This window comes from uncultured Algibacter sp. (genome assembly GCF_963976535.1).
GTDB lineage: Bacteria > Bacteroidota > Bacteroidia > Flavobacteriales > Flavobacteriaceae > Algibacter_B.
Map to the genome: position 1 here is coordinate 1 of NZ_CAXBLF010000035.1, position 23,397 is coordinate 23,397.

At 33.3% G+C, this 23,397-nt stretch carries 19 protein-coding genes; 6 read left to right on the forward strand and 13 right to left on the reverse strand.

All coding sequences use genetic code 11. The annotated features are described in order from the left end of the window. The coding region (locus AAC024_RS10335) for an immunoglobulin-like domain-containing protein (protein ID WP_339895310.1) at window positions 1–4,338 on the reverse strand (4,338 nt) is incomplete at its 3' end. A 369-nt stretch (window positions 4,339–4,707) separates the two neighbouring features. Between AAC024_RS10335 and AAC024_RS10340 the strand changes: the two genes are divergently transcribed. After that, on the forward strand, window positions 4,708–6,381 hold the full coding sequence (locus AAC024_RS10340; RefSeq protein WP_339895311.1) for an ABC transporter ATP-binding protein: 1,674 nt from the start codon (window positions 4,708–4,710) through the stop codon (window positions 6,379–6,381). A gap of 299 nt (window positions 6,382–6,680) precedes the next feature. Here the strand turns inward: AAC024_RS10340 and AAC024_RS10345 are convergent, their stop codons facing one another. The 9 genes from AAC024_RS10345 to AAC024_RS10385 form a co-directional block, all read right to left on the reverse strand. Continuing rightward, a complete protein-coding gene (locus tag AAC024_RS10345) occupies window positions 6,681–7,334 on the reverse strand; it encodes a CoA transferase subunit B (RefSeq protein WP_339895312.1) in 654 nt (217 codons plus the stop codon). A 210-nt stretch (window positions 7,335–7,544) separates the two neighbouring features. Further along, window positions 7,545–8,246, reverse strand: coding sequence for a CoA transferase subunit A (locus tag AAC024_RS10350; protein WP_339895313.1), 702 nt, complete (start codon window positions 8,244–8,246; stop codon window positions 7,545–7,547). Between the two features lie 222 nt (window positions 8,247–8,468). Next, window positions 8,469–10,823 (reverse strand): transglycosylase domain-containing protein, encoded by a 2,355-nt coding sequence (locus AAC024_RS10355; protein ID WP_339895314.1) that lies wholly within the window; start codon window positions 10,821–10,823, stop codon window positions 8,469–8,471. Between the two features lie 73 nt (window positions 10,824–10,896). Then, entirely contained in the window at window positions 10,897–11,391 is a 495-nt protein-coding gene (locus AAC024_RS10360) for a gliding motility lipoprotein GldH (RefSeq protein ID WP_339895315.1), read from the reverse strand. Continuing rightward, a complete protein-coding gene (ricT, locus tag AAC024_RS10365; protein ID WP_339895316.1) occupies window positions 11,378–12,628 on the reverse strand; it encodes a regulatory iron-sulfur-containing complex subunit RicT in 1,251 nt (416 codons plus the stop codon). Before ricT ends, AAC024_RS10360 begins: the two co-directional genes overlap by 14 nt. A gap of 202 nt (window positions 12,629–12,830) precedes the next feature. Further along, window positions 12,831–13,751 carry a radical SAM protein gene (locus tag AAC024_RS10370; RefSeq protein WP_339895317.1) on the reverse strand — a complete coding sequence of 307 codons (921 nt, stop codon included), beginning with the start codon at window positions 13,749–13,751 and terminating at the stop codon, window positions 12,831–12,833. 152 nt (window positions 13,752–13,903) lie between these two features. Further along, the gene (locus AAC024_RS10375) at window positions 13,904–14,134 is read right to left on the reverse strand and encodes a ferredoxin (RefSeq protein WP_339895318.1); all 231 of its coding nucleotides are present in this window, start codon (window positions 14,132–14,134) and stop codon (window positions 13,904–13,906) included. After that, window positions 14,134–15,378 (reverse strand): peptidase U32 family protein, encoded by a 1,245-nt coding sequence (locus AAC024_RS10380; RefSeq protein ID WP_339895319.1) that lies wholly within the window; start codon window positions 15,376–15,378, stop codon window positions 14,134–14,136. Before AAC024_RS10380 ends, AAC024_RS10375 begins: the two co-directional genes overlap by 1 nt. A 10-nt stretch (window positions 15,379–15,388) precedes the next feature. After that, window positions 15,389–16,462, reverse strand: a complete 1,074-nt coding sequence (locus AAC024_RS10385; RefSeq protein ID WP_339895320.1) for a rhodanese-related sulfurtransferase — start codon at window positions 16,460–16,462, stop codon at window positions 15,389–15,391. 719 nt (window positions 16,463–17,181) lie between these two features. Here AAC024_RS10385 and recA point away from each other — a divergent pair. The 4 genes from recA to AAC024_RS10405 all read left to right on the forward strand — a co-directional run bounded on the left by recA (window position 17,182) and on the right by AAC024_RS10405 (window position 20,927). After that, window positions 17,182–18,189: a recombinase RecA gene (recA, locus tag AAC024_RS10390; RefSeq protein WP_339895321.1), complete on the forward strand. Its 1,008-nt coding sequence runs from the start codon at window positions 17,182–17,184 to the stop codon at window positions 18,187–18,189. 201 nt (window positions 18,190–18,390) lie between these two features. Then, the gene (locus AAC024_RS10395; protein ID WP_339895322.1) at window positions 18,391–18,801 is read left to right on the forward strand and encodes a hypothetical protein; all 411 of its coding nucleotides are present in this window, start codon (window positions 18,391–18,393) and stop codon (window positions 18,799–18,801) included. 26 nt (window positions 18,802–18,827) lie between these two features. Beyond that, window positions 18,828–19,370: an RNA polymerase sigma factor gene (locus AAC024_RS10400; RefSeq protein WP_339895337.1), complete on the forward strand. Its 543-nt coding sequence runs from the start codon at window positions 18,828–18,830 to the stop codon at window positions 19,368–19,370. After that, complete coding sequence (locus AAC024_RS10405) at window positions 19,371–20,927, forward strand: hypothetical protein (RefSeq protein ID WP_339895323.1); 1,557 nt, start codon at window positions 19,371–19,373, stop codon at window positions 20,925–20,927. Between the two features lie 88 nt (window positions 20,928–21,015). Here AAC024_RS10405 and AAC024_RS10410 read toward each other — a convergent pair whose 3' ends face one another. Then, the gene (locus AAC024_RS10410) at window positions 21,016–21,753 is read right to left on the reverse strand and encodes a lysophospholipid acyltransferase family protein (RefSeq protein WP_339895324.1); all 738 of its coding nucleotides are present in this window, start codon (window positions 21,751–21,753) and stop codon (window positions 21,016–21,018) included. A 117-nt stretch (window positions 21,754–21,870) separates the two neighbouring features. On the opposite strand from AAC024_RS10410, the gene trpS reads away from it, so the two are divergent. Next, window positions 21,871–22,839, forward strand: coding sequence for a tryptophan--tRNA ligase (trpS, locus tag AAC024_RS10415; RefSeq protein WP_339895325.1), 969 nt, complete (start codon window positions 21,871–21,873; stop codon window positions 22,837–22,839). Window positions 22,840–22,843: 4 nt separating this feature from the next. Here trpS and AAC024_RS10420 read toward each other — a convergent pair whose 3' ends face one another. Both AAC024_RS10420 and AAC024_RS10425 read right to left on the reverse strand, forming a co-directional pair. Further along, window positions 22,844–23,110: a Txe/YoeB family addiction module toxin gene (locus AAC024_RS10420; RefSeq protein ID WP_339895326.1), complete on the reverse strand. Its 267-nt coding sequence runs from the start codon at window positions 23,108–23,110 to the stop codon at window positions 22,844–22,846. Further along, window positions 23,110–23,361 carry a type II toxin-antitoxin system Phd/YefM family antitoxin gene (locus AAC024_RS10425; RefSeq protein ID WP_339895327.1) on the reverse strand — a complete coding sequence of 84 codons (252 nt, stop codon included), beginning with the start codon at window positions 23,359–23,361 and terminating at the stop codon, window positions 23,110–23,112. The genes AAC024_RS10420 and AAC024_RS10425 overlap by 1 nt, the downstream gene beginning before the upstream one ends. Window positions 23,362–23,397: the final 36 nt, after the last annotated feature.

Genomic DNA, 23,397 nt, shown 5'->3' on the forward strand with positions numbered 1-23,397 from the left:
GTTTCCTGCGGCATCGCTTACATCATAAGTTACTAAATAGGTGCCGCCTGTATTCATATCTACTGTTACGCCTCCTATAACAATACTTGCCGTGATATCACCATCTAAATCATCTACCGCTGTGGCACCTTGTTCAGTATAAACACCGCCGACATTAAGATTAATTGTTGAAGCTCCATTTAAAGTAATGACTGGAGCCGTTGTATCTGGGATCACATTTACCGTTCTTACAACCTGTGTTGCTGGGTTTCCTGCGGCATCGCTTACATCATAAGTTACTAAATAGGTGCCGCCTGTATTCGTATCTACTGTTACGCCGCCTATAACAATACTTGCCGTGATATCACCATCAATATTATCAGTTGCTGTTGCACTTTGTTCGGTATAAGTATCACCAACGTTTAAATTGATGGTTGCATTACCTACTAATGTAATAACAGGTGCAGTCGTATCGTTACCTTCAACACCAGTTAAATTAATATTATCTAAAGCTAAATCTGCTTGCCAAGTACTGCCAACAAATCTATTAAAGCGCAATTGGATGCTTCCTCCAACATAAGCATTTAAATTTTGGTTTACAGTTATCCAAGAATCTCCTTGATTTCCAGATTGATTCCATAGGCTTATCCATGTAGCTCCGTCGTCATTACTCATTTCTAAATCTATTGTCCCCATGTCAACAGCTCCGAACATATGATATGAAAAACTAAATTCAGCTTCACTTAAACCACTCAAATCAAAACATGGTGAAGTTATAATTGCTCTTTTATCAGGGTATCCAGTTCCATTCCCAGAAGCTTCAATAAAAATATAATCAGAACCTTCTATTGCGCCTGATGGTCCAGTATTAGATGAAGGTGTGGTGCCAGAATTAACTAACCAATCTAAATCATCCGATGTTGATTGCGTCCAAGTTCCTACCGAACCTTCAAAACCAAAAGCATAAGGGTAGGAAGCTATGCCTCCAGTGCAACCTAAGGACGGTTCAACAACATTTACTGTTCTTGTAACTTGGGTCGCAGCATTACCTGCTACATCACTAATATTATATGTAATAACATAAGTTCCTATTGTATTCGTGTCTACTGTATCTCCACCAATAACAATATTTGCAGAAATATCACCATCAACATTATCTATTGCAGTCCCACCTTCTTCTGTATATGCAGCTCCTTGGTTTACATCTGTTGGAGATGTTCCATTTAAGGTAATAATAGGAGGTGTTGTGTCTGGTCCAGCACCCTCAATTATAATGGTATAATCTTCTACCTCACCATATTGAAAGGATTGACATGCTGTGGGTATAGCATTGTATTGCATAGAAACCCTCATACGAGTAGAATTTTCAACAGCATTACTAGGTATAGTGAAAGAACCACTTACAGTTGATGAATTTATTGGGGACTGATAAAATACTTGTTCTCCAGCATCATCAAAATCTCCATCAGTATTATAGTCAATCCAAACAGCATACGCTTCGGCATAAACAGACCCCGTCCATGTTGGAGTAACTATAACAGTATATTGTGAATCTTTAGTTAAGGTGGTTGATATACTTGTGAAATCTGAATAAAATTGTGCTCCAGAACTATTATCAATAGTATTAAGTTGAACTCTACTGATAAATTCATCATTAACATTTGTACTGGCTGAATCACAATAATTTAATTGAATATCCAAAGTAGTAAAGTTAATTGAAGCTGAATATGCAGAGTTATTTGCTCCACAATTTGAGCGCACTTGAACTTCATAATCTGTTATTAAAGCTAAACTTGTTAAATTTGTTGTGGGTGTTGACAATCCTGATACATCAATCCAATTTGGTGTACCTACAACACGGTATCTTAAATCGTAAGTTGTAGAAGGTATATTATCCCAAGAAATAGTTACATCAGTAGTTGTAATGTTACTGCTCACTAGGTTTACAGGAACAGAACTAACACATGGTACTTGTATGCTCATCACCTTGAAATCGTCGAAAGTGAAACCATCAAAGGTTGTTGGATAGCCGTCTGCTCTATTCGTATTATCAGAATCAAAAACAAAACGAAAACGCGCATTAGAAGCTCCAAATAGAAAACTGTTTTCGGTAGCATCTATTAATAATTCTTCCATTACCCATTTATCCATGGTATCAGAATCGTAAATAGATTCTCCAGTAGGTTGATTATTTTGATCTGAAGTTGATTTACCTGTACTTGTATTAGAACTATTGCCACTACTATATCTGTTTGTTGATATACTAGATCCAGGTTTACTATATTTTCCACAAAGTGGAAGCCATGTTGATCCATTTGTAGAACCTTCAATTTGAACATAATCAAAATTTCGCTCTATATCCCATTTAGCAAAAAATTGAACAAGCGATGCAGATGCAGATGATAAATCTACCCCGGCATTAAGAGTTAGTGTTGTTGATTGATTATTTCCGTAAGCACCTGAAGGAGAATCTGTAATGGCTGTAGTGCCAGAATATGAATCAGAAGTCGTTCCCCAAGAACCTCCAGAAGATGTCCAATTCGTTAAGTTATCTGTATCCGGATTGTCTGAAAATAATACTGTAGGGTTATAAATTTTTATAATATTAGCCTTGTACATGACATAGCCATCATCATTGCTTAAGGTTACTTGAAATTCAATTTCGTCATTCGGCTGAATTCCAGCATCTAAAGTGTAAGCGCCAGTAACAGTCCGTTGCTCTAATTTACTCCATCCTGATTGTGTTGCTGGTGGTGTAATCGATGTAATGTTTGATGAAACTGGTGTTACATTAAGTGTAATATTTCCTAATGTTTGACCTAAATATTCTATACCAAATTCTAGATTGCCAGAAGTAGCGGTAATATTGCTAGTATTTAAATCATGAAACTGAGCAAATTTGCCACTATGGTAAGCGTTTACAAAATTCATTCTCACAGCTCTTTGAGCAATTTCAACAATTTTAGTAGCATTTGGCCAAAAACTACCCTCTCCATCACTAGATATCCATGAACCATTTTCAGGAGCAAGTGCTAAAATGCCTTGACCAGAACCTGTAGATCCATTTATATCGGCTACACCACCTAACATCCAATCACTCATATCACCGTTTGCAATAGTTAAAATATCTGGAGCTTCGCCATATATATATCTATTAAAACGCGTCATATCATGACTAAACTTATGATACTCAGCTTCTCTTCCAGAAGCAGGAGCATTTGGATAGCCATTATAGGCGTGTGGAATTAAATTTGAAGTAGCATGATGGTTCATGGCTGTTTTAAAATCCCTAGTGGCTGAAAAATCTCGAACAATTTGTGATTCTGGTTCAGAAAATGCGCTAGGACCTCTATAAATATCACTTGTAACACTGCTTGAAGAACCTCCATAAATAGAATTAGGCCCCCAGAAATAATCGTAATTTCTATTTAAATCAACTCCTCTTTGAAAATTATTTCCAGTATTGTACAGTCCTAAATTTTTACGTTGTGTACCACCACCACTTGGCGCTACTTGCTCATTCCAAAGTAAACCATCAGGATTTGCAACAGGAATAAAATACATTTCCTGATTATCAACTAAATTTTTAATTCCAGCATCAGTATTATAATTTTCTAAAACATACCACATATAGTACATCAAATTCATTAAACTACTAACCTCTCTTGAATGTGTCATCCCAGAGTACAAAGATTCTGGTTCATTAGCTTCATCGGTATCTGGATTATCAGAAATTCTAACATAATAAACCGTGCTTCCAGACCAAGTGTCGTAGGCACCCCCATTTGTAAAGGAGTTTCCGTGAGTTATCTGATTAGTAGGGGATGCATCCGTTTTAACCGATATTAGATTTGGATATAAAGCCCGCATTTGGTCTAACTCCGCTAAAACTTCACTGTAAGTAAGACAACCACCCATGCTTCCTAAATTAAAGTTAGTTGGTACAGCCCAATTTACCTCTGAACAGCCTTCATATTGAATAAAGTTATCAATACTTTCACTTTTTGTGCTTAACGATTTACTAGCAAGTGTTTGAACTTTCTTAGCTTGCAATTGAGCCCTAGCAATTGGAAGTTCAATTGCCGTTTTCTTTCTGTAATGTTCAATTAAATCTTCTACTAAAACAGAATAAGTTACCCTTTGATCATTCAACATGTTCAATTCATCAGAGCCGAGTTCTAAAATCAAGCTATTGTCTGCAAAAATGGCGCCACACGATAAATCAACTCCAGCTTCTTTAATTTTTAAGAGCTGAGTCTTTGTTGGGTTATTAATTTTAATTCGTTTTGAAATTGGAGTTTGAGAGTTCCCAATTAATGAACTTGCCAAAAAAACAAGTACTAATGTAAAATTTTTCATGAGAGTTGGTTGGTTAGAAGAATTAATAATTTGGTTTGAAAATAATGGTTATTTTTTTAATAAAGACCTTTTTTTTTACTGATTTTTAGATAGTTATGCGTTTTATGGTTTTACCATAATAGTCTTGATGCAAATTCGTACATACGGCTCTGATCTTATATTTTTACAACCAAAATAATAAGCATCTATTTACTATATTTGAACTTAGTACATGACAAAAATTGATAATATATCGGATGTCAATCTGAGCGCAGTCGAAGACATTGGAAATATCGTATTCAAAAGCATTTCGACTGCGCTCAATGTGACACTTTTATATTTTTGTCATGTACTAAAATATTTGAATTATAAATTTTCCTATTTTCAAGAATGAATTCAATTTTAGCAATTAAAAACCTTTCCATTGCATTTAGTGAAAATGAAGTCATTCATAATATTTCTTACGCTTTAAATAAAAATGAAATATTAGGGATTGTTGGAGAATCTGGCTCAGGAAAATCTGTCTCTTCTTTAGCAATTTTAGGTTTATTACCAAAAAAGATTTCTAAAATTACAAGTGGTTCTATTGTATATGACGATATGGACTTAACGAAAATAGCTTCAAAAGTTTTTCAGCAGATAAGAGGAAACAAAATAGCTATGATTTTTCAAGAACCAATGAGTTCTTTAAATCCATCTATGACTTGTGGAAAACAGGTTGAAGAACTATTATTCCAGCATTCAAGACTGTCAAAAAATGAAGTTAAACAAGAAACCATTTCGCTTTTTGAAAAAGTAAAACTTCCTAATCCTGAGCGTATTTTAGAGTCCTATCCTCATGAAATTTCGGGAGGACAAAAACAACGTGTTATGATTGCCATGGCTATTGCCTGCAAGCCAGATATTTTAATAGCTGATGAGCCAACTACGGCATTGGATGTTACCGTACAAAAAGACATTATATGCCTGTTAAAAGAGTTACAAATGGAAACAAAAATGAGTATTATATTTATTACTCACGATTTGGCTTTGATTTCAGAAATTGCAGATCGAGTTATTGTTATGTATAAAGGTGAAATTGTTGAACACGGCGTAGTTGCAGCTATTTTTAAAAATCCGTTGCATAATTATACAAAGGCTTTAATAAATTCTCGTCCTTCTTTAGATACCAGACTAAAAACCTTACCAACCATTCAGGATTTTTTAAATGACAGTATTTCAACGGAAATTGTTTCATCCAAACAACGTAAAAAAAATCACGAGAAGCTTTATAGCAAACCTCCGTTACTAGAAGTTATTAATGTTGAAAAAGAATATATCACTAAATCAGGCTTGTTTATAAAATCAAAGTCATTTAAAGCGGTTAATAATGTCAGTTTCAAATTATACGAAGGCGAAACTTTAGGATTGGTTGGAGAATCTGGTTGTGGAAAATCAACTTTAGGGAATGCTATTCTTCAATTGGATAAAGCTACCGCTGGATCCATTTTATATAATGGGATAGATATTACTAAACTTTCTAAAACTGAAACTAGAACGCTTAGAAAAGACATTCAAATTATATTTCAAGACCCTTATTCATCATTGAATCCAAGAATACCTGTTGGTGAAGCTATAATGGAGCCTATGAAAGTACATAATCTTTATACTTCCGATACCGAAAGAAAAGAAAAAGTAATCGCTATTTTAAATCGTGTAGGTTTATCTGAAGATTATTTTAACCGCTTTCCTCATGAATTTTCTGGTGGACAACGCCAACGTATTGGAATTGCTAGAACCATTGCATTACAACCCAAGTTAATTGTTTGTGATGAATCGGTTTCAGCTTTAGATATATCCGTTCAAGCGCAAGTTTTAAACTTACTTAATGAACTTAAAACAGATTTTGGATTTACCTATATATTTATATCTCACGACTTGGCTGTGGTTAAATATATGTCTGACCAATTATTGGTTATGAATCAGGGTAAAATTGAAGAATTAGATGATGCTGATACCATCTATAATGCCCCGATAAAAGATTATACAAAAAAGCTAATCCATGCTATCCCCAAAGGATTATAGCATGAATATTTTTTTCATTAGATAAACTAAGCTTTTTAAAAATTGCAAATTCTCTTTTAAAGTTTCTTTGAATCTGCTTTCGTCATTTGTAGGTAGTTCAGGTAGATTTGTAGCAATACTCATAGGTTTTAAAGTTTATGGTAGATTTGGGGAAATCTATAATTATTTGGTTTTTTTGGGGACTGCTAATATAGAATATATATTCAAAATGTTCGTTGAAAAACATAAAAAATCGACAAAAAGCATAATTATTTAACATTTTATCGATTTTCATTCAGAATTAAGAAATTTCTATTAAACTAAATATCCATTTCTGGGATATCGCCTTCAATAATTAAAGTCCCTTCTGTTGCATTTTTAATATCATCTACAGAAACTCCTGGTGCGCGTTCTAATAATTTAAAACCTTGTTTTGTCACTTCAACAACTGCTAAATTGGTTACTATTCTTTTTACACAACCAACCCCTGTTAAGGGTAAACTACATTGTTTAAGTAATTTAGATTCTCCACGCTTGTTAGTGTGCATCATGGCAACAATTATATTTTCAGCACTAGCAACTAAATCCATTGCGCCTCCCATGCCTTTTACCATGCGCCCAGGAATTTTCCAATTGGCTATATCTCCATTTTCTGATACTTCCATAGCTCCTAATATGGTTAAATCAACATGCTTGCCTCTAATCATAGAAAAACTCATAGCTGAATCAAAAAAACTTGCTCCGGGCAATGCAGTAATGGTTTGTTTTCCAGCATTAATCACATCGGCATCTTCTTCACCTTCAAAAGGAAAAGGTCCCATGCCTAAAACTCCGTTTTCACTTTGAAATTCAACTTCTATATCGTTTCTAACATAATTAGCTACTAGCGTAGGAATACCAATTCCTAGGTTTACATAAAACCCATCTTGTACTTCTTTTGCAATACGCTTTGCTATACCGTTTTTGTCTAACATCTCATTAATTAATTTTTGTCATTCCCGCGAAGGCGGGAATCTTTTTAATTGAAACTTAATTTTTGATTGCACTTCGACTGCGCTCAGTGTGACAGCATTTATTATTTTTGAGTAAACCTACAAGGTTTATAAAACCTCGCAGGTTAATTGTAATTTAAACTTTCTGTCTTACAGTTCGTTGTTCAATTCGCTTTAAATACTTGTAACTTTTTAAGTTCTTTGTCTTACAGTTCGTTGTTCAATTCGTTTTTCGTAAACTTTACCTTGAAAAATGCGTTGTACAAATATCCCAGGAATATGAATTTGGTTTGGATCTAACTCACCTAGCGGAACCATTTTTTCAACCTCAGCTACTGTGATTTTTGCTGCACCACACATATTAGGATTAAAATTTCTTGCTGTTCCTTTAAACAGTAAATTCCCTGCCGCATCGCCTTTCCAAGCTTTTACAAATGCGAAATCGGCTTTAAATGCATGTTCTAAAACATACATTTTCCCATCAAACTCGCGGGTTTCTTTACCTTTTGCTACTTCAGTACCAAATCCAGCGGGTGTGTATATGGCAGGAAACCCAGCTTGTGCAGCTCTACAACGTTCTGCTAAAGTACCTTGAGGAATCAATTCAACATCTAATTCGCCAGAAAGCATTTGACGTTCAAACTCGTCATTTTCACCTACATAAGACGACACCATTTTCTTGATCTGTTTTTTTTGAAGTAGTAACCCCAATCCGAAATCATCAACACCTGCGTTGTTAGAAATACAAGTTAAACCACTTACTCCTAGTTTTACCAATTCTGCTATAGCATTTTCAGGAATGCCGCTAAGCCCAAAACCACCAAACATAAAAGTCATGTTACTAGAAACGCCCTTTAAAGCTTCTTGAACATCTGTTACTTTTTTATTAATCATTATTATTCAGTTTTTGCATTTGAACTTATTTTCAGTTTTTATATTTCCTAAAAAATGTCTGAAATTCATCCATATTTCATCACATTTTCGGTTAAAAACAAAAAAAGAAAATAAGTTCATTAAATTTACGAATAATTGAATGATAAGTCTAGATTTTTGAGAAATAAAAAACCGCTCCTTTCAGAACGGTTATATTAACTTTATAGAATTAAACTTTATACTCTATCCAAAGTCTAAATCTTCAGGTGTATCATCATCTGTATCATCATCTTCAGTTGTAGTTTCAGTATGTTTATTACAATCCACATTTATGGACAAATCCTCTGGAGCTTCAAATTCTTCCTTTGAAATGTTTAATGCTTCATCAGCATAACAACTCTTCATATATATCCCCCAAATAGGCAACGCCATAGCTGCGCCTTGACCGTAAGTAATGGAGGCAAAATGAGCTGCTCTATCTTCAGCACCAACCCAAACACCAGTAACTAAATTAGGCACCATCCCCATAAACCAACCATCACTTTGGTTTTGTGTAGTTCCTGTTTTTCCAGCAATAGGATTTGAAAGTTCATAAGGATAACCCGTTACAACCTCCTTGTATTCCGGTCTATTTTTAGCCCAACTGTGTTTTAATCTTGCTCCTGATCCAATTTGTGTAACACCTTCCATAAGTTTTACTGCTACATAAGCCGTTTCCTCGCTTATTACATCTCGTGTTTCAGGTTTAAATTGATACAAAATGGTTCCGTTTTTATCCTCTATACTTGTTACCATAACAGGTTTTGTATACACACCGTGATTAGCAAATGATGAATAGGCACCTACCATTTCGTAAACACTAATATCTGCTGTACCTAATGCTATTGCTGGCGTAGGAAGCATTTTAGATTCAATTCCTAATTTTTTTGCTAAATCTACAACCGTTTGTGGTCCAACTTTATCAATTAATTGAGCAGTAACCGTATTTACGGAATTAGCTAATGCATTTTTTAAAGTTCTAGTACCTCCGTAATCATTATCCCCATTAGAGTTTTTAGGACACCACTCTTCTGGATTTCCGTATTTATTAGCTTCAATACAAAATGGAACATCTGGAAATTGATCACAAGGCGAATAGTGCAATTGGTCAATAGCTGCTGTATAAACAAAAGGTTTGAATGTAGACCCAACTTGACGTTTACCTTGTTTTACCATATCGTATTGGAAGTGTCTATAATTGATGCCGCCCACCCAAGCTTTTACATGACCTGTTTGTGGATTCATAGACATCATCCCTGTTCTTAAAAACGACTTATAGTAACGTATAGAATCTATAGGTTTCATGATGGTATCCACCTCTGAAGCTATACCGTTCTTCCATTCAAAAACTGCCATTTTTGTAGCTTTTTCAAAAGATGCTTTTATCTCTTTATCTGATTTTTTTAAATCGTACTTCATGTGTCTCCAACGCTCTGATTGTTTCATTCCTCTTGTCATCAAAGCATCAATTTCATCCTTCTCTAATTCCAAAAATGGTGCAGTTGGATTTCTTTTAGGTGTATTCTGATTAAAAAATTCGGCTTGCAACCTTGGCATGTGTTGTTGCACAGCATTTTCAGCATAGGTTTGCATACGCGAATCTATGGTGGTGTATATTTTTAATCCATCATTATATAAATTCCATTTTGACCCGTCTAGTTTTGGATTTTTCTTTATCCAATCTTTCATAAAACCATCCAAATAGCCTCTAAAATAAGTAGCAATTCCTTCACGATGTGATTCTGGAGAAAAATCTAAATCTAATTCTGTTTTTTGAAGCGAATCTTTTATCACTTTATTTATATAACCATATTTCTCCATTTGGAATAACACAACATTTCGTCTGTTTTTCACGCCTACGGGGTTTCTACTTGGTATGGGGTTATAAAAAGAAGAATTTTTAAACATCCCTACTAACATGGCAGCTTCTTTCAAATCCAGATCTTTAGGTTCTTTATTAAAATATATTCTTGAAGCACTTCTAATCCCATCTCCATTATTGCCAAAATCATAGATATTAAAATATTGTGCTATGATTTCCTCTTTAGTATATTGACGCTCTAAACGTATGGCAATAATCCATTCTTTTATTTTCTGCGTTACTGTCTCTAATATATTTTTGGATCTGACTCCAACAAACAATTGTCTCGCTAATTGTTGAGAAATAGTACTTGCTCCGCCTCTTTTACCCAAGAAAAAGAAAGCTCTTAAAGTACCAATACCATCAATCCCAGAATGCTCATGAAAACGAGCATCTTCAGTAGCAACTAATGCATCTATTAAATATGGTGATAATTCATCATAACTAACTGGTGTTCTATTATCGTTCAAATAAAACTTACCTAATGTTTTTCCGTCTGAAGAAATAATTTCAGTTGCTAAATGTGTTTTTGGGTTTTCTAATTGTGTGTGATCTGGCATATCGCCAAGGAAGCCCCAAGATGCCAATAAAAAAATTAATAAAATGGTTAATATACCTCCTAAAAACACGATCCAAAACCAACGGATGTATTTTGAAAAATCTTGCACTGCTTTTTTTTCTTTCTTTGCTTTTGCCATGTACTGTAAATTAAAGAACACTTCGACTTTAGCCTGTCTTGAGCGAAGACGAAAGGCTCAGTGTGACAATTTATTATTTATTATTAGGGTTTTCAATTCTAAAACCTATATCAGTAATGCCTTCTAATTCTATAATGCCATTTACTTTCCCATTTTCTCTCATAGCATGCTGAATATTAACCGTATATTCTCCTGTTTCTTTAAAAACAAACGCTTCTTTATACCACAGTTTATTCTCTTTAATATCCATATGACCTTCGCCTAAAAGCTTTCCACTTGGTTCTGCCATTTTATATTCTAACGTATCTTTTATTGTTTTACCGTGTGGAAAAACTATTTCGACTATTAAGAATAAATTATTGTATTTGTAGGTGTTTGTATTTCTTAAATTAACAAATAAATTATAGGCATTTGTAGAATCTGGTGGATTTACTTTAAAGCTTACTATAGAATCTTTATGCCATAAATTAGGAATAGATTTATAATTATCATATACGCTATTAGAATCGCATGAAACTATTATAAGAGAAAACATTAAAAAAAATAACAGGATTCTATTTTTTAGCATTTTTACTGTTTTGCGGTTTTCTTTTAGGGTTCTTTCTTCGGTTATTCTGGTTCGGATTTTTATTAGGTGTTGCCCTTTTGTTTGACGCAGTATTCTTATTCCCTTGATTCCCTTTCCTTCTATTATTTCTACGTTTATTATTGCGTTTTGGACTATCGAAACGTGTTAAACTATCTTGACCTACAACGTTCTCAAACTCTGTTTTAGTATCTTCTACGAGGTCTGAAGCGTATTCTTCAAGGCTAGCAATTTTCTTCTTTTGCTTATTTAATTCAATAATTTCATTGGCTTGTGCTGTAGTAATCTTGTGCCAATTCATCCACTCACCTTCATAAGCATACCATAAATGTCCTTTAAAAATATCTGTTTTTTGGCATACTGCCGTACCTTTTTGAGTATAGAGTTTTGTGTCGGTTTTTGGGAAACTTTTTAAAGCATCAAGGTATGTGTCCAACTCGTAGTTTAGGCAGCATTTTAGTTTCCCACATTGACCTGCTAATTTTTGAGGATTTAATGATAATTGTTGGTAACGTGCTGCTGATGTACTTACCGAACGAAAATCTGTTAACCAAGTAGAGCAACATAATTCGCGTCCACAAGAACCAATACCACCAAGTCTTGCTGCTTCCTGACGAAACCCAACTTGTTTCATTTCAATACGCGTTCTGAATTCTCGAGCAAAGACTTTAATTAATTCACGGAAATCAACGCGTTCTTCAGCAGTATAATAGAATGTTGCTTTACTGGCATCGCCTTGAAATTCGATATCTGAAATTTTCATATGAAGTTTCAAATCGATTGCAAATTGGCGCGCCCTAACCTTCATAGGTTCTTCTTTATCGCGTGCCTTAGACCAAATATCAATATCTTTTTGACTTGCTTTTCGGTAAATTTTTAGAGCTTCCTCAGTGTTTTCTGGGATATTTTTACGTTTCATTTGAACACGCACCAATTCCCCCGTAAGGGTAACCATACCAATATCGTGACCTGCTTTAGCTTGTGTAGCAACAATATCGCCAATACTTAATGTTAAGTTTTCTGTGTTATTGTAGTACTCTTTTCTGCCATTTTTATACCGAACCTCAACCCAATTAAAGGGTTTTTCTCCGTTTGGAAGAGACATGTTTGCCAACCAATCAAAAACGGTTAACTTATTACAACTATCTGTACCACAAGTACCATTATTTTTGCAACCCTTTGGAGAGCCGTCTTTAGTTGAGCAACTTGCGCAAGCCATATGTTATATATATTGATTCCGATTAGAACTAAGAGTCTATCAGAAGATGGTTCGTATCTATTTTTGAATCTCGTTTTTACAAAAACTTAATTTGTAAAGACTTGATAATGAAATTTTAAAAAAGCTTTTTTGAAAATATTTTTTGAAAAATCTGCATCTCGATGTAAATATAAGATTATTCTAAAGATTAAAAAGAAAGATTTTAATTAAACTCAACTTCGTAATTAAGCTTATTAGACGTTGTACTAAGATGTTTTTTGGATTTGAAAATGTTTGAAAAAAGCAATTTACTCCAACCTATTTTTTTGCTAAAGGCATTAAAACTTTCTTCTTTCCAATTAAAACCTTCTTTCCAAAAACTAATTGGAGACACATAGCAAAAGGTGTAGTCAAATATAAAACTAGCCTCATTATTGTTTGCCAATTTTGAAATAGAATTAGGAGCTAAGAGCGTAATATTATTTGTTTTACAATTATTTGATATCACTTTTATTATTCTAGAATAATCATCTTTTAAACTGGAAATATCAAAATTATTATACTCGGTGTTTCCAATTTTTTGAATGGGGCGAATTTGAAGAATATCAAAACTGCGGCCATCAAAATGATTGAAAAAATCTTCTAACTCATGAAAATTATCTTTATTGAAAGTGTAATTTATACGAACCTTAAAATCATAGGATTGTTTTAGTTTTTTAAAAGCGTTGAAGGCCTTATGGAATTTTTCGTAATCTGCTTTTTGCATAAAATTCTCATAAGATGCTTTAGTAACCCCATGAAGCGAAATGGTAAATTCATTTAACCCTGCTTTTAAAAGGGCTTCAATTTTTTCTTCGGTAAGTAAATTAGCATTTGTAGTAAGCGAGATATATGGTACGTTATATTTTTTACCTAAAGCAATTAATTCTGGTAGTTTTTTATATAAAGTGGGCTCTGTTCCGCAACCCACTTGAAGTTTTAAAGCGCGGTTAAAAACGGTTTCGGCAACGCGTTCAATCTCATCATCTTTAAACTGTCCTTTTAATTTCTTAACGTATTCTTCATCTGTGAAATAACACATTTTACAACGCAAATTGCAGGCTAAAACAGGATCTAAATTCACAGCTAAATACCTTCTATTCATCTTATGCAAAAGATATAAACCCAGAAATTTTATTCTGTGATTTTTTATCTTTCTATTAAGTTGTAAAAGTTTATATATATTCATTAAAGCCTTTTTGCGAAGGTATTAAAAGTTATGATGCAATGTTAATAAACATAAACACTAATGATTTGCTATAATTGTTTTACTGAAATGATTTTAACAGGACAAGCCTTGGCTGCATTTTCGCAGGTTTCAAAAATTAAATCGTCATTAGATTTTAGGGTGAAAAATCCTTTTTTATCATGAGCATGCAACAATACTGATTTACCGTCTTTTTTCGCCATTTGAAACTGACTTGGAGCTAATTCTACACAGTAGTTACAGCCAATACATTTATTACGTTGTAATGTTATAATTACCATTAAGCTTCAACTTTATTTTTCACAATTTTATAAAGCTTGTCTGATTGACGAATTCTGAATGGTAATTTCATAGTAACCATATCTCCTTTCCCACCTACCTTCAACTCTTGGTCATTTACTAATAATTCATTAACCACTAATTCTTGTGCTCCTGTTGTTGGTCCTGTTATTAAAATAGTATCGCCAAGGTTAATATTATAAGCCTCAATTTTAAATTCTCCGACTTTTGCTTTAGGAAAAAAATGAGTGCCTTTACCAATATAAACTTTCTTTTGTGTAGCGTGAGAGCCTGAGCCTTTACTCCATTCTCCTAGTTTTTGCCCTAGATAATAGCCGCTCCAAAAACCTCGGTTGTATACCGTTTCTAAGGTTTGCATCCATGTGATGACTTCTTCCTTACTATAACTTCCATTTTCAATACTATCAATAGCTTCACGATAACATTTAATAACTTTAGCCACATATTCTGGTGCTCTTCCTCTCCCTTCAATTTTCAAAACTTTGATACCTGAATCTACAACTTCATCTAAAAAATCAATAGTACATAAATCTTTAGGAGACATAATATACTCATTATCCAATTCCATTTCAAAACCAGTTTCTTGATCTGTGACTGTATATTTTTTTCTGCAATTTTGTTTACAGGCACCTCTGTTGGCTGATGCGTTTTGAGAATGTAAACTCATATAACATTTACCAGAAACGGCCATACATAATGCCCCATGACCAAATATTTCAATTTCAACAAGTTTTCCTGACGGTCCTTTTATTTGTTCTTTTTCAATCTGTTCTGTTATCTTTTTAACCTGACGCAAACTTAACTCACGACTTAGAACCATAGTATCAGCAAATAGGGCATAAAACTTAACAGTTTCAATGTTTGTGACATTAATTTGAGTTGAAATATGCACTTCCATTCCCAATTCTCTTGCCATAGCAATTACCGCTTGATCCATAGCAATTACAGCTGTTATGTTTGCCTCTTTAGCTTTGCGAAGTAATGTTTTTACGAGAGATAAATCATGATCGTAAATAATTGTATTTAGTGTTAAGTAACTCCTTACGCTTTTTGACTTACAACGTCTTGAAATTTCTGGCAAATCATCTAAAGTGAAATTTATAGAAGCCCTTGCACGCATGTTTAACTGTTCCACCCCGAAATAAATAGAGTCTGCACCATTATCTAAAGCGGCTTGAAGTGATTCAAAATTGCCAGCAGGCGCCATTAATTCTATCTTTTGCATAATTCCTACTTTATATTTTATCGCCTTTTAAGGTGTCAAAAATGTTCCTTAAATCCTTTTTAAAAGGCAAATACGGTGCACGACCTTTTTTGAAAATATCGTTGCTATTCCCTTGTCCTTTTCTAAGTTCTTTTTGTTCTTCAAAAGGTAAGGCGTGTATGTCTTTACATGTTGTAGAACAGCAATTATTCATTTCAACTTTACACTTTTCACATTGAATAAATAATAAGTGGCAAGCATCATTTGCACAATTGGTATGAACGTCAAAAGGTGCTCCACATTGATGACATTGCGCAATCACATCGTCACTTATTTTTTCAGCTCTGCGCTCATCAAAAACAAAATTCTTTCCTAAAAACTTATTCTCTAAGTCTTGGTCTTTTACTTGCCTTGTATATTCTATAATACCACCTTCTAGCTGATATATATTTTTAAACCCTTTATGCTTAAAGTAAGCACTCGCTTTTTCACAACGGATACCGCCTGTACAATACATAACCAAGTTTTTATCCTCTTTGTGGTCTTTTAAATCGTTTTCAATAATATCTAAAGACTCTCTAAACGTATCAACATCTGGGGTTACGGCGTTTTTAAAATGTCCTATTTCACTTTCGTAATGGTTACGCATATCCACCAAAATGGTTTTTTCCTCTTCAATAAGTGCATTAAATTTTTCTGCACCAACATGAACCCCTTTATTGGTCACATCAAAAGTGTCATCATTTAAGCCATCAGCAACAATTTTGTGTCGCACTTTTACTTTCAATTTTAAGAAAGACATATTATCCTGCTCTACAGCAATGTTTAAACGAATGTCTTTTAGAAAATCAATAGTATCTAAATGCGTTTTAAAGGCATTAAATCGATCGGCTGGTAATGAAAGTTGACCATTAATCCCTTCGGTAGCCACATAAATACGTCCTAAAACGTCTAATGTGTTCCAAACTATAAATAACTGGTCTCTAAATTCTTGAGGATTACTAATTTTCGCATACTGATAAAAAGAAAGTGTCAATCGATCTTTTCCTGCTTTCTCGATTAACTCAACCCTTTCTTTTGCGCTTAAGGTATTGTACAGTTGCATGCTATACTAAATTTTAAGGTTAAAGAATAATTTAAAGTACAAAGGTACAATTTCTAAATAATTAAGGTAATTCAAAATTTAAATATTTGGGCGCTACCACAAGGGTCGGGCTATCCGCTACAAGTCCTCGCTGCGCTGTGGGCTTTCCACTACTATCCCTAGCGCGGGTGTCCGCTAAAGTCATCTTTAAAAACGAGTTACGGGTTCACCTAAATATATTTATTTGGCCCTAGTTTAACATTGGTATGACTTTGGAACTATTTATTTTTAAAGGACTTTGGATGATTGAAACGCAAAACAAATTATCCAAAAGCATAAATATCAAGCGTTCAAGTACTATATCAACACTCTTTTAAACTAGAACCATTTATTTTAATATGACACACCCCTTAGTCCCCTCTTTTTAGAGGGGAAACTCATAATCTAAATTTTTAAAAGTTACAGTTTCCCTCCTAACAAGTAGGGATTAAGGGAGATGTTAACACCAATATTCAGACTCCAAATCCCACCAATAAAAAAAGCACCTAAATAAAAATTTAGATGCTTTAGTTGAGTTTAGAGTTAGTCTTAGTCAAAAACTCATTTTAGTAAATTTGATAGCAATATTTTTCCTCTTTATTAACTAGATGCAAAATGTGCAAAAAGGTTGCGTCATAAAATTGTATTGTGAAAAAAGATGTGGTATTTTAGCATACAATATTCAGAAAAAACAAAAAGAAATGAGCAGCGACAAAGAAAAAGAAGCAAAATTAAAAGCACTACAACTTACATTAGACAAACTAGATAAAGCCTACGGAAAAGGTACCGTAATGAAAATGAGCGATTCGGCAATAGTAGATGTCGAAGCCATTCCTTCAGGTTCTTTAGGTTTAGATATTGCTTTAGGTGTAGGTGGTTATCCTCGGGGTCGTGTCATTGAAATTTATGGCCCAGAATCTTCTGGTAAAACAACATTAACATTACACGCTATTGCTGAAGCACAAAAAGCTGGAGGCATTGCTGCCTTTATTGATGCAGAACATGCTTTTGATCGTTTTTACGCTGAAAATTTAGGTATTGATATAGACAATTTAATTATTTCTCAACCTGATAATGGGGAACAAGCCTTAGAAATTGCTGATAATTTAATCCGTTCTGGCGCTATCGATATTGTAGTCATCGATTCAGTGGCAGCATTAACGCCTAAAAGTGAAATTGAAGGCGAAATGGGCGACTCTAAAATGGGGCTTCACGCACGTTTAATGTCTCAAGCTTTAAGAAAATTAACAGCATCTATTAGTAAAACCAATTGTACCGTAATTTTTATTAATCAATTACGTGAAAAAATTGGTGTTATGTTTGGCAACCCAGAAACTACTACCGGTGGTAATGCTCTAAAATTCTATGCTTCCGTTAGGTTGGATATTAGGCGTTCTACTCAAATTAAAGATACCGAAGGAGCCGTTCAAGGTAATAAAACCAGAGTTAAAGTTGTAAAAAATAAAGTGGCTCCACCATTTAGACTTGCAGAGTTTGATATTATGTATGGACAAGGCATTTCTAAAGTTGGAGAAATTTTAGATATCGCAGTCGACCTAGAAATTGTTAAGAAAAGCGGTTCTTGGTTTAGTTATGATGAAACCAAACTGGGGCAAGGACGAGATGCCGTTAAAGCATTAATAAAAGACAATCCTGAACTGATGGACGAACTTGAAGCCAAGGTTAGAAAAGCAGTAGCAGAAAAATAATACCAAATAAAAATGATTGGTTATCAATCATTTTGAAATTTATTTCGTATAATTAAAAAAACCCGTTAACTCGGGATTTTTTATTATATGCCCTTTTTGTTTCAGGTTTATTATCAAAAAAACACGTTTTTAACGCAACCTTTTCATAGCCTTTGCATCTATATAATGCAAACATGTATATAACCCCAAATTTTATTTGCTATGAAAAAATTATTAGTTATTTGTTTAACACTTATACTTTACGCATCTTGTAGTATTGATGACGATAGTACAAGTTTTAGTTTTGAAGTTTTACCTGTTGAGAGTGTAGATATCCCTGACGAATTTGAATTAGGAGAAACCTATCCAATCACAGTATCTTATTTAAGACCTTCAACCTGTCATGGTTTTAAAGAGTTTTATTATTTAAAAGAAAATAATGAACGAACCGTTGCTCCAATAACTTATGTTTTTGATAACAACGACTGTGAAACTCTTGAAGACAACTTGGTAGAAGCCACTTTTAACTTTATAGTTACTAGCAATGGCTCGTATATTTTTAAGTTTTGGCAAGGAGAAGATACTGATGGGGAATCTCAATATTTGATCATAGAAGTACCTGTTATTGAGTAATAAGTATTAATTAATACATGTTTAAATTGAGTTTAAAGCAACTCATAGAAAATTGTAAAATTGATGATACTAAAGCACAAGGCGAATTATACAAACTCTTTTCGGGTAAGCTATTCGCAATTTGCTTAAAGTATTCACGGAACTATGCCGAAGCTGAAGATAATTTGCAAGACGCATTTTTAACAATTTTTAAAAAAATTGAACAGTATAAAAATAAAGGTTCTTTTGAAGGTTGGATAAAACGTATTACAGTAAACACCGTATTACAGCGTTACCGAAAAGAAAAAGTTTTTGATATAATAAATGAAAATACTATTGAAGACGTTGAATTGGAAGTTGATGACGACACAGTCTCCATTGATTATCTTTTAAAAATAATTCAAGAATTGCCCGATAGATACAGATTGGTTTTTAACTTGTATGTACTTGATGGCTATTCTCATAAAAACATAGCAGACATGCTAGAAATTAACATAGGAACTTCAAAATCTAATTTATCAAGAGCTAGACTAATTTTGAAACAAACTATTGAAGAATATAAAACAAGGCAGCGTTCGCAAACATTATAAATGAGTGACAAGAAACATATAGACAGACTATTTCAAGAAGGCTTTAAAGATTTTGAAGCGGTTCCTAGTGATGCTGTTTGGAAAAATATAGAATCTAAACTAAACAAGAAAAAGAAAAAACGTCGTGTCATTCCAATATGGTGGCGTTATGCTGGTGTTGCGGCTTTATTACTACTTCTTTTAACTGTTGGTGGCATCTATTTTAATAATTCAGATGAAGGTTCAACCAATCAAGTTGTTGATACTGAAAACACAAGTTCTGAAAAAACTAACATTAAAAGTAACAATCCTTTAAATGATGCTACTGAAACTAATATAATGGTTTCTGATAATAATCAAGACGGTTTAAACGAATCTTTAAATTCACAATCTGAAATAAAAACAAATAAGATAAGTCCATCAAAAGAAACTACAATTGCTGAAACTTCTGCTTCAAAAAATCAAAATGAAAGTAAAACACAGTTGGTTTCATCTGATAAATTAAAAATCAAAAAACTAGTTAGTCCGAGTAATACTAATGCTATTGCCAATTCATCTGAAGAAAAAAACAAAACTGAAAATATTCAAAATGAATTAGAAAATAAGGCTAGTGTTGCTAATACTTCTGAAAACCATAATAATAATATTGAGTCTAAAAATGAAGTGCCATTAGTAAACAAAGAAAAAGCTAAAGCACTTATTTCAGAGGTTTCAAAAGATAATACTGCTATTGCTAATGTAAATACTGAAACGGTAGAGGAAACAAAACCCGATGAAAACTCAGAAGAAAACAAACTATCTATAGAAGACGCTTTAAGTAACGCCAAAGATGTTATTGAAGAGAGCAACAAACTAAATAATAGATGGAGTATTACTCCAAATGCTGCTCCAGTTTATTTTAATACTTTGGGAGGAGAAGGTTCATCAATAGACCCACAATTCAACAATAATTCTAAATCTGGTGAGGTTAATATGAGCTATGGTATTTCTGCAAGTTATGCTTTAAACAAAAAATTAAGTGTTCGCTCTGGTATTAATAGAGTTAATTTAGGCTATAACACCAATGATGTTGTGGTTTTTCAATCTGCTGGCTTAAGGTCTAGTAGTAGCGCTTTACAAAATATTAATGCAATCTCTAATAGTGCTGATGCTGTTTCTCTTATTAGTACAGAAACTTTAGATGCTTCAAATGCTCCTGAATCTATAGTATCTTCTAATGCTTCAATAAATCAAGCTTTGGGTTATATTGAAATTCCTTTAGAAATTCAATACACCCTTTCTGATAAAAAATTTGGAGTAAACCTTATTGGTGGTTTTAGTTCTTTCTTTTTAAATAATAACGAAATATTTTCGGAAGAAGAAAATGGGACTAGAACCTTGCTTGGTGAGGCTAGTAATATAAATAAAATGAGTTATAGTGCTAATTTTGGGTTGGGTTTAAACTATAAAGTTTCTAAACGATTCGATTTAAATTTAGAGCCAATCTTTAAATATCAATTTAACACATTCGATAATACGTCTGGGAATTTTACACCATTTTTTATAGGTGTTTATACCGGATTCGCTATAAAGTTCTAGGTTTTTGGTTAGATCTAGATATGGGTTTTCATTTAAGCTCGAAAGCTCATATCGAAAAAGAAGCTGCTCGTCCCCTCGGGCAGTTTTTTTATTTTTTAAATTGTTGAAGTTGTTTTAAAATTATTTGCTTAGACTTTTCATTTAAAGTCTTGGTATCTGCAACAGCTAAACCTTCAGTAGATAAAAATTTATGCATTTTTACACGCATTTTTCCTGGGCTTCCACTAAAAAAAGTATAAGAAAAGCGTTTTTTATTATCTGCAAAAGTTAGTGGAACTATAGGGATTTGATGATTTATGGCTAATCTGAATGCACCATCTTTAAATTCATCTAACACAATATGTTCTTCAGGAACGCCACCTTCAGGAAAAATACAAATACTAACTCCAGACTTTAGCCTACGTTGGGCTCTTAAAAATACGGCTTGCCTGCTTTTAGAAGAACTTCTATCTACCAAAATACAAGTGCGTTTATAAAAAAAACCAAAAAGTGGAATTTTTGCTAATTCAGCTTTACCAACAAAAACAAACGGGTTTTTAACAGCAACAAGCATCAGCATAATATCTGCCATAGACGTATGGTTGGCAACAAACAGGTAGCTTTTATCTTTTTCTGGAGTTTGCTCGCGGTCTATTTTATAGACAAAACCCATACCTATTAAAATAAATTTAGCCCATATTCTAGCAATTTTAAAAAAGAATGAATACCAAGATTCCTTAGAAATAGAAATTAAAAGTATAGGAAAAAGTATAAGTATTGGAAGCGTTACAAGTATATAAAACCAAATGCGGTATAATACCCAGAATATGTATTTAAAAACCATCATGAAGTTCAAAAATACATAATTGTATTGAGCTATTTTATTAAAACGTTTACCTTTGCTCGAATAAGAAAAATTGAGTTTAATTTTAATGAGATTTCCGTCTTCGCGGGAATTGAAAATATGGCAAGAATACTAACAGGCATACAAAGTACAGGAACACCACATTTAGGAAACATTTTAGGCGCTATTATTCCAGCAATAAAAATGGCTGAAAACCCTAAAAACGATTCCTATTTATTTATAGCAAATTTGCATACTTTAACGCAAATAAAAGATGCAAAAACCTTGCGTGAAAACACATATTCTACCGCTGCCACATGGTTAGCTTTTGGATTGGATATTGAAAAAACAGTGTTTTACAGACAAAGTGATGTCCCACAAGTAACGGAACTGTCTTGGTATTTAAGCTGTTTTTTTCCTTATCAACGTTTAACCTTAGCACATAGTTTTAAAGATAAAGCCGATAGATTAGAAGATGTAAACTCTGGGTTATTTGCTTACCCAATGCTTATGGCAGCTGATATTTTATTGTACGATGCAGAAATAATTCCTGTTGGAAAAGATCAAGAACAACATATTGAAATGACACGCGATGTCGCTTCTCGTTTTCATGCTAAAGTTGGTGAAACTTTTGTTTTGCCTAAGGCTGAAGTGCAAAAAGACACCAAACTTATTCCTGGTACTGATGGCGAAAAAATGAGCAAGAGTAGAAATAACATCATCAATATATTTTTAGATGACAAAAAACTACGCAAGCAAATTATGGGCATTCAAACCGATAGTACACCACTTGAAAAACCAAAAGATTGGTTTAATTGTAATTGTTTTGCAATTTATAGTTTGTTAGCATCAGAAGCACAAATAGCCACTATGAAAGCCAACTACGCTAATGGTAATTATGGTTACGGACATGCGAAACAAGCGTTGTTTGAATTGATTGTTGAAAAATTTGCCGAACCTCGTGAACGTTATAATTACTACATGAATAACCTTAGCGAAATTGATAAAGCACTTGCAGTTGGAGCAGAAAAGGCTAAATTGGTTGCTAATGATGTTTTGAAACGGGTTAGGAAGAAGGTTGGGTATTAATGAATTAATAATGGTATCTGCATTGGATAATTGTAAGTACCTGCTCTCCTTTATTTCCTTCTACTTTATAAACAAGCCTATGCTCATGTGTAATTCTTCTAGACCAATAGCCACTTAAATTTTCTCTTAAAGGCTCAGGAATTCCGATTCCATCAAATGGAGTTCTTTGCGTATTTTTAATTAATCTAGTTAGTTTATTAAATATCTTTTTATCTGTATTTTGCCAATAACAAAAATCCTCAAAAGCATTACTTGAGAAATAAACATCCATTAAATTTCAACTTTTTTCAAATCATTTTTTTCAACTTCAGCTAGAGATTCTTGTAATCTTTTTCTATTAGCCTCAGTAGCAGTCAAATAATTGGTTTCTATTAAAGAATTGTACTCACTCAAAGGCATTATCACAACTGCCTCATCATTTTCAGAGTTTCTAGGAATTAATAAGGTTTCACAAGATTTAGAAACTAAATCTAGAAAATATTTCATCCTATTTCTTAACGATGTAGATGTTATTGTTTTCATTTTATAAACTTTTAGTTGTCATGTGCAATAAGCACA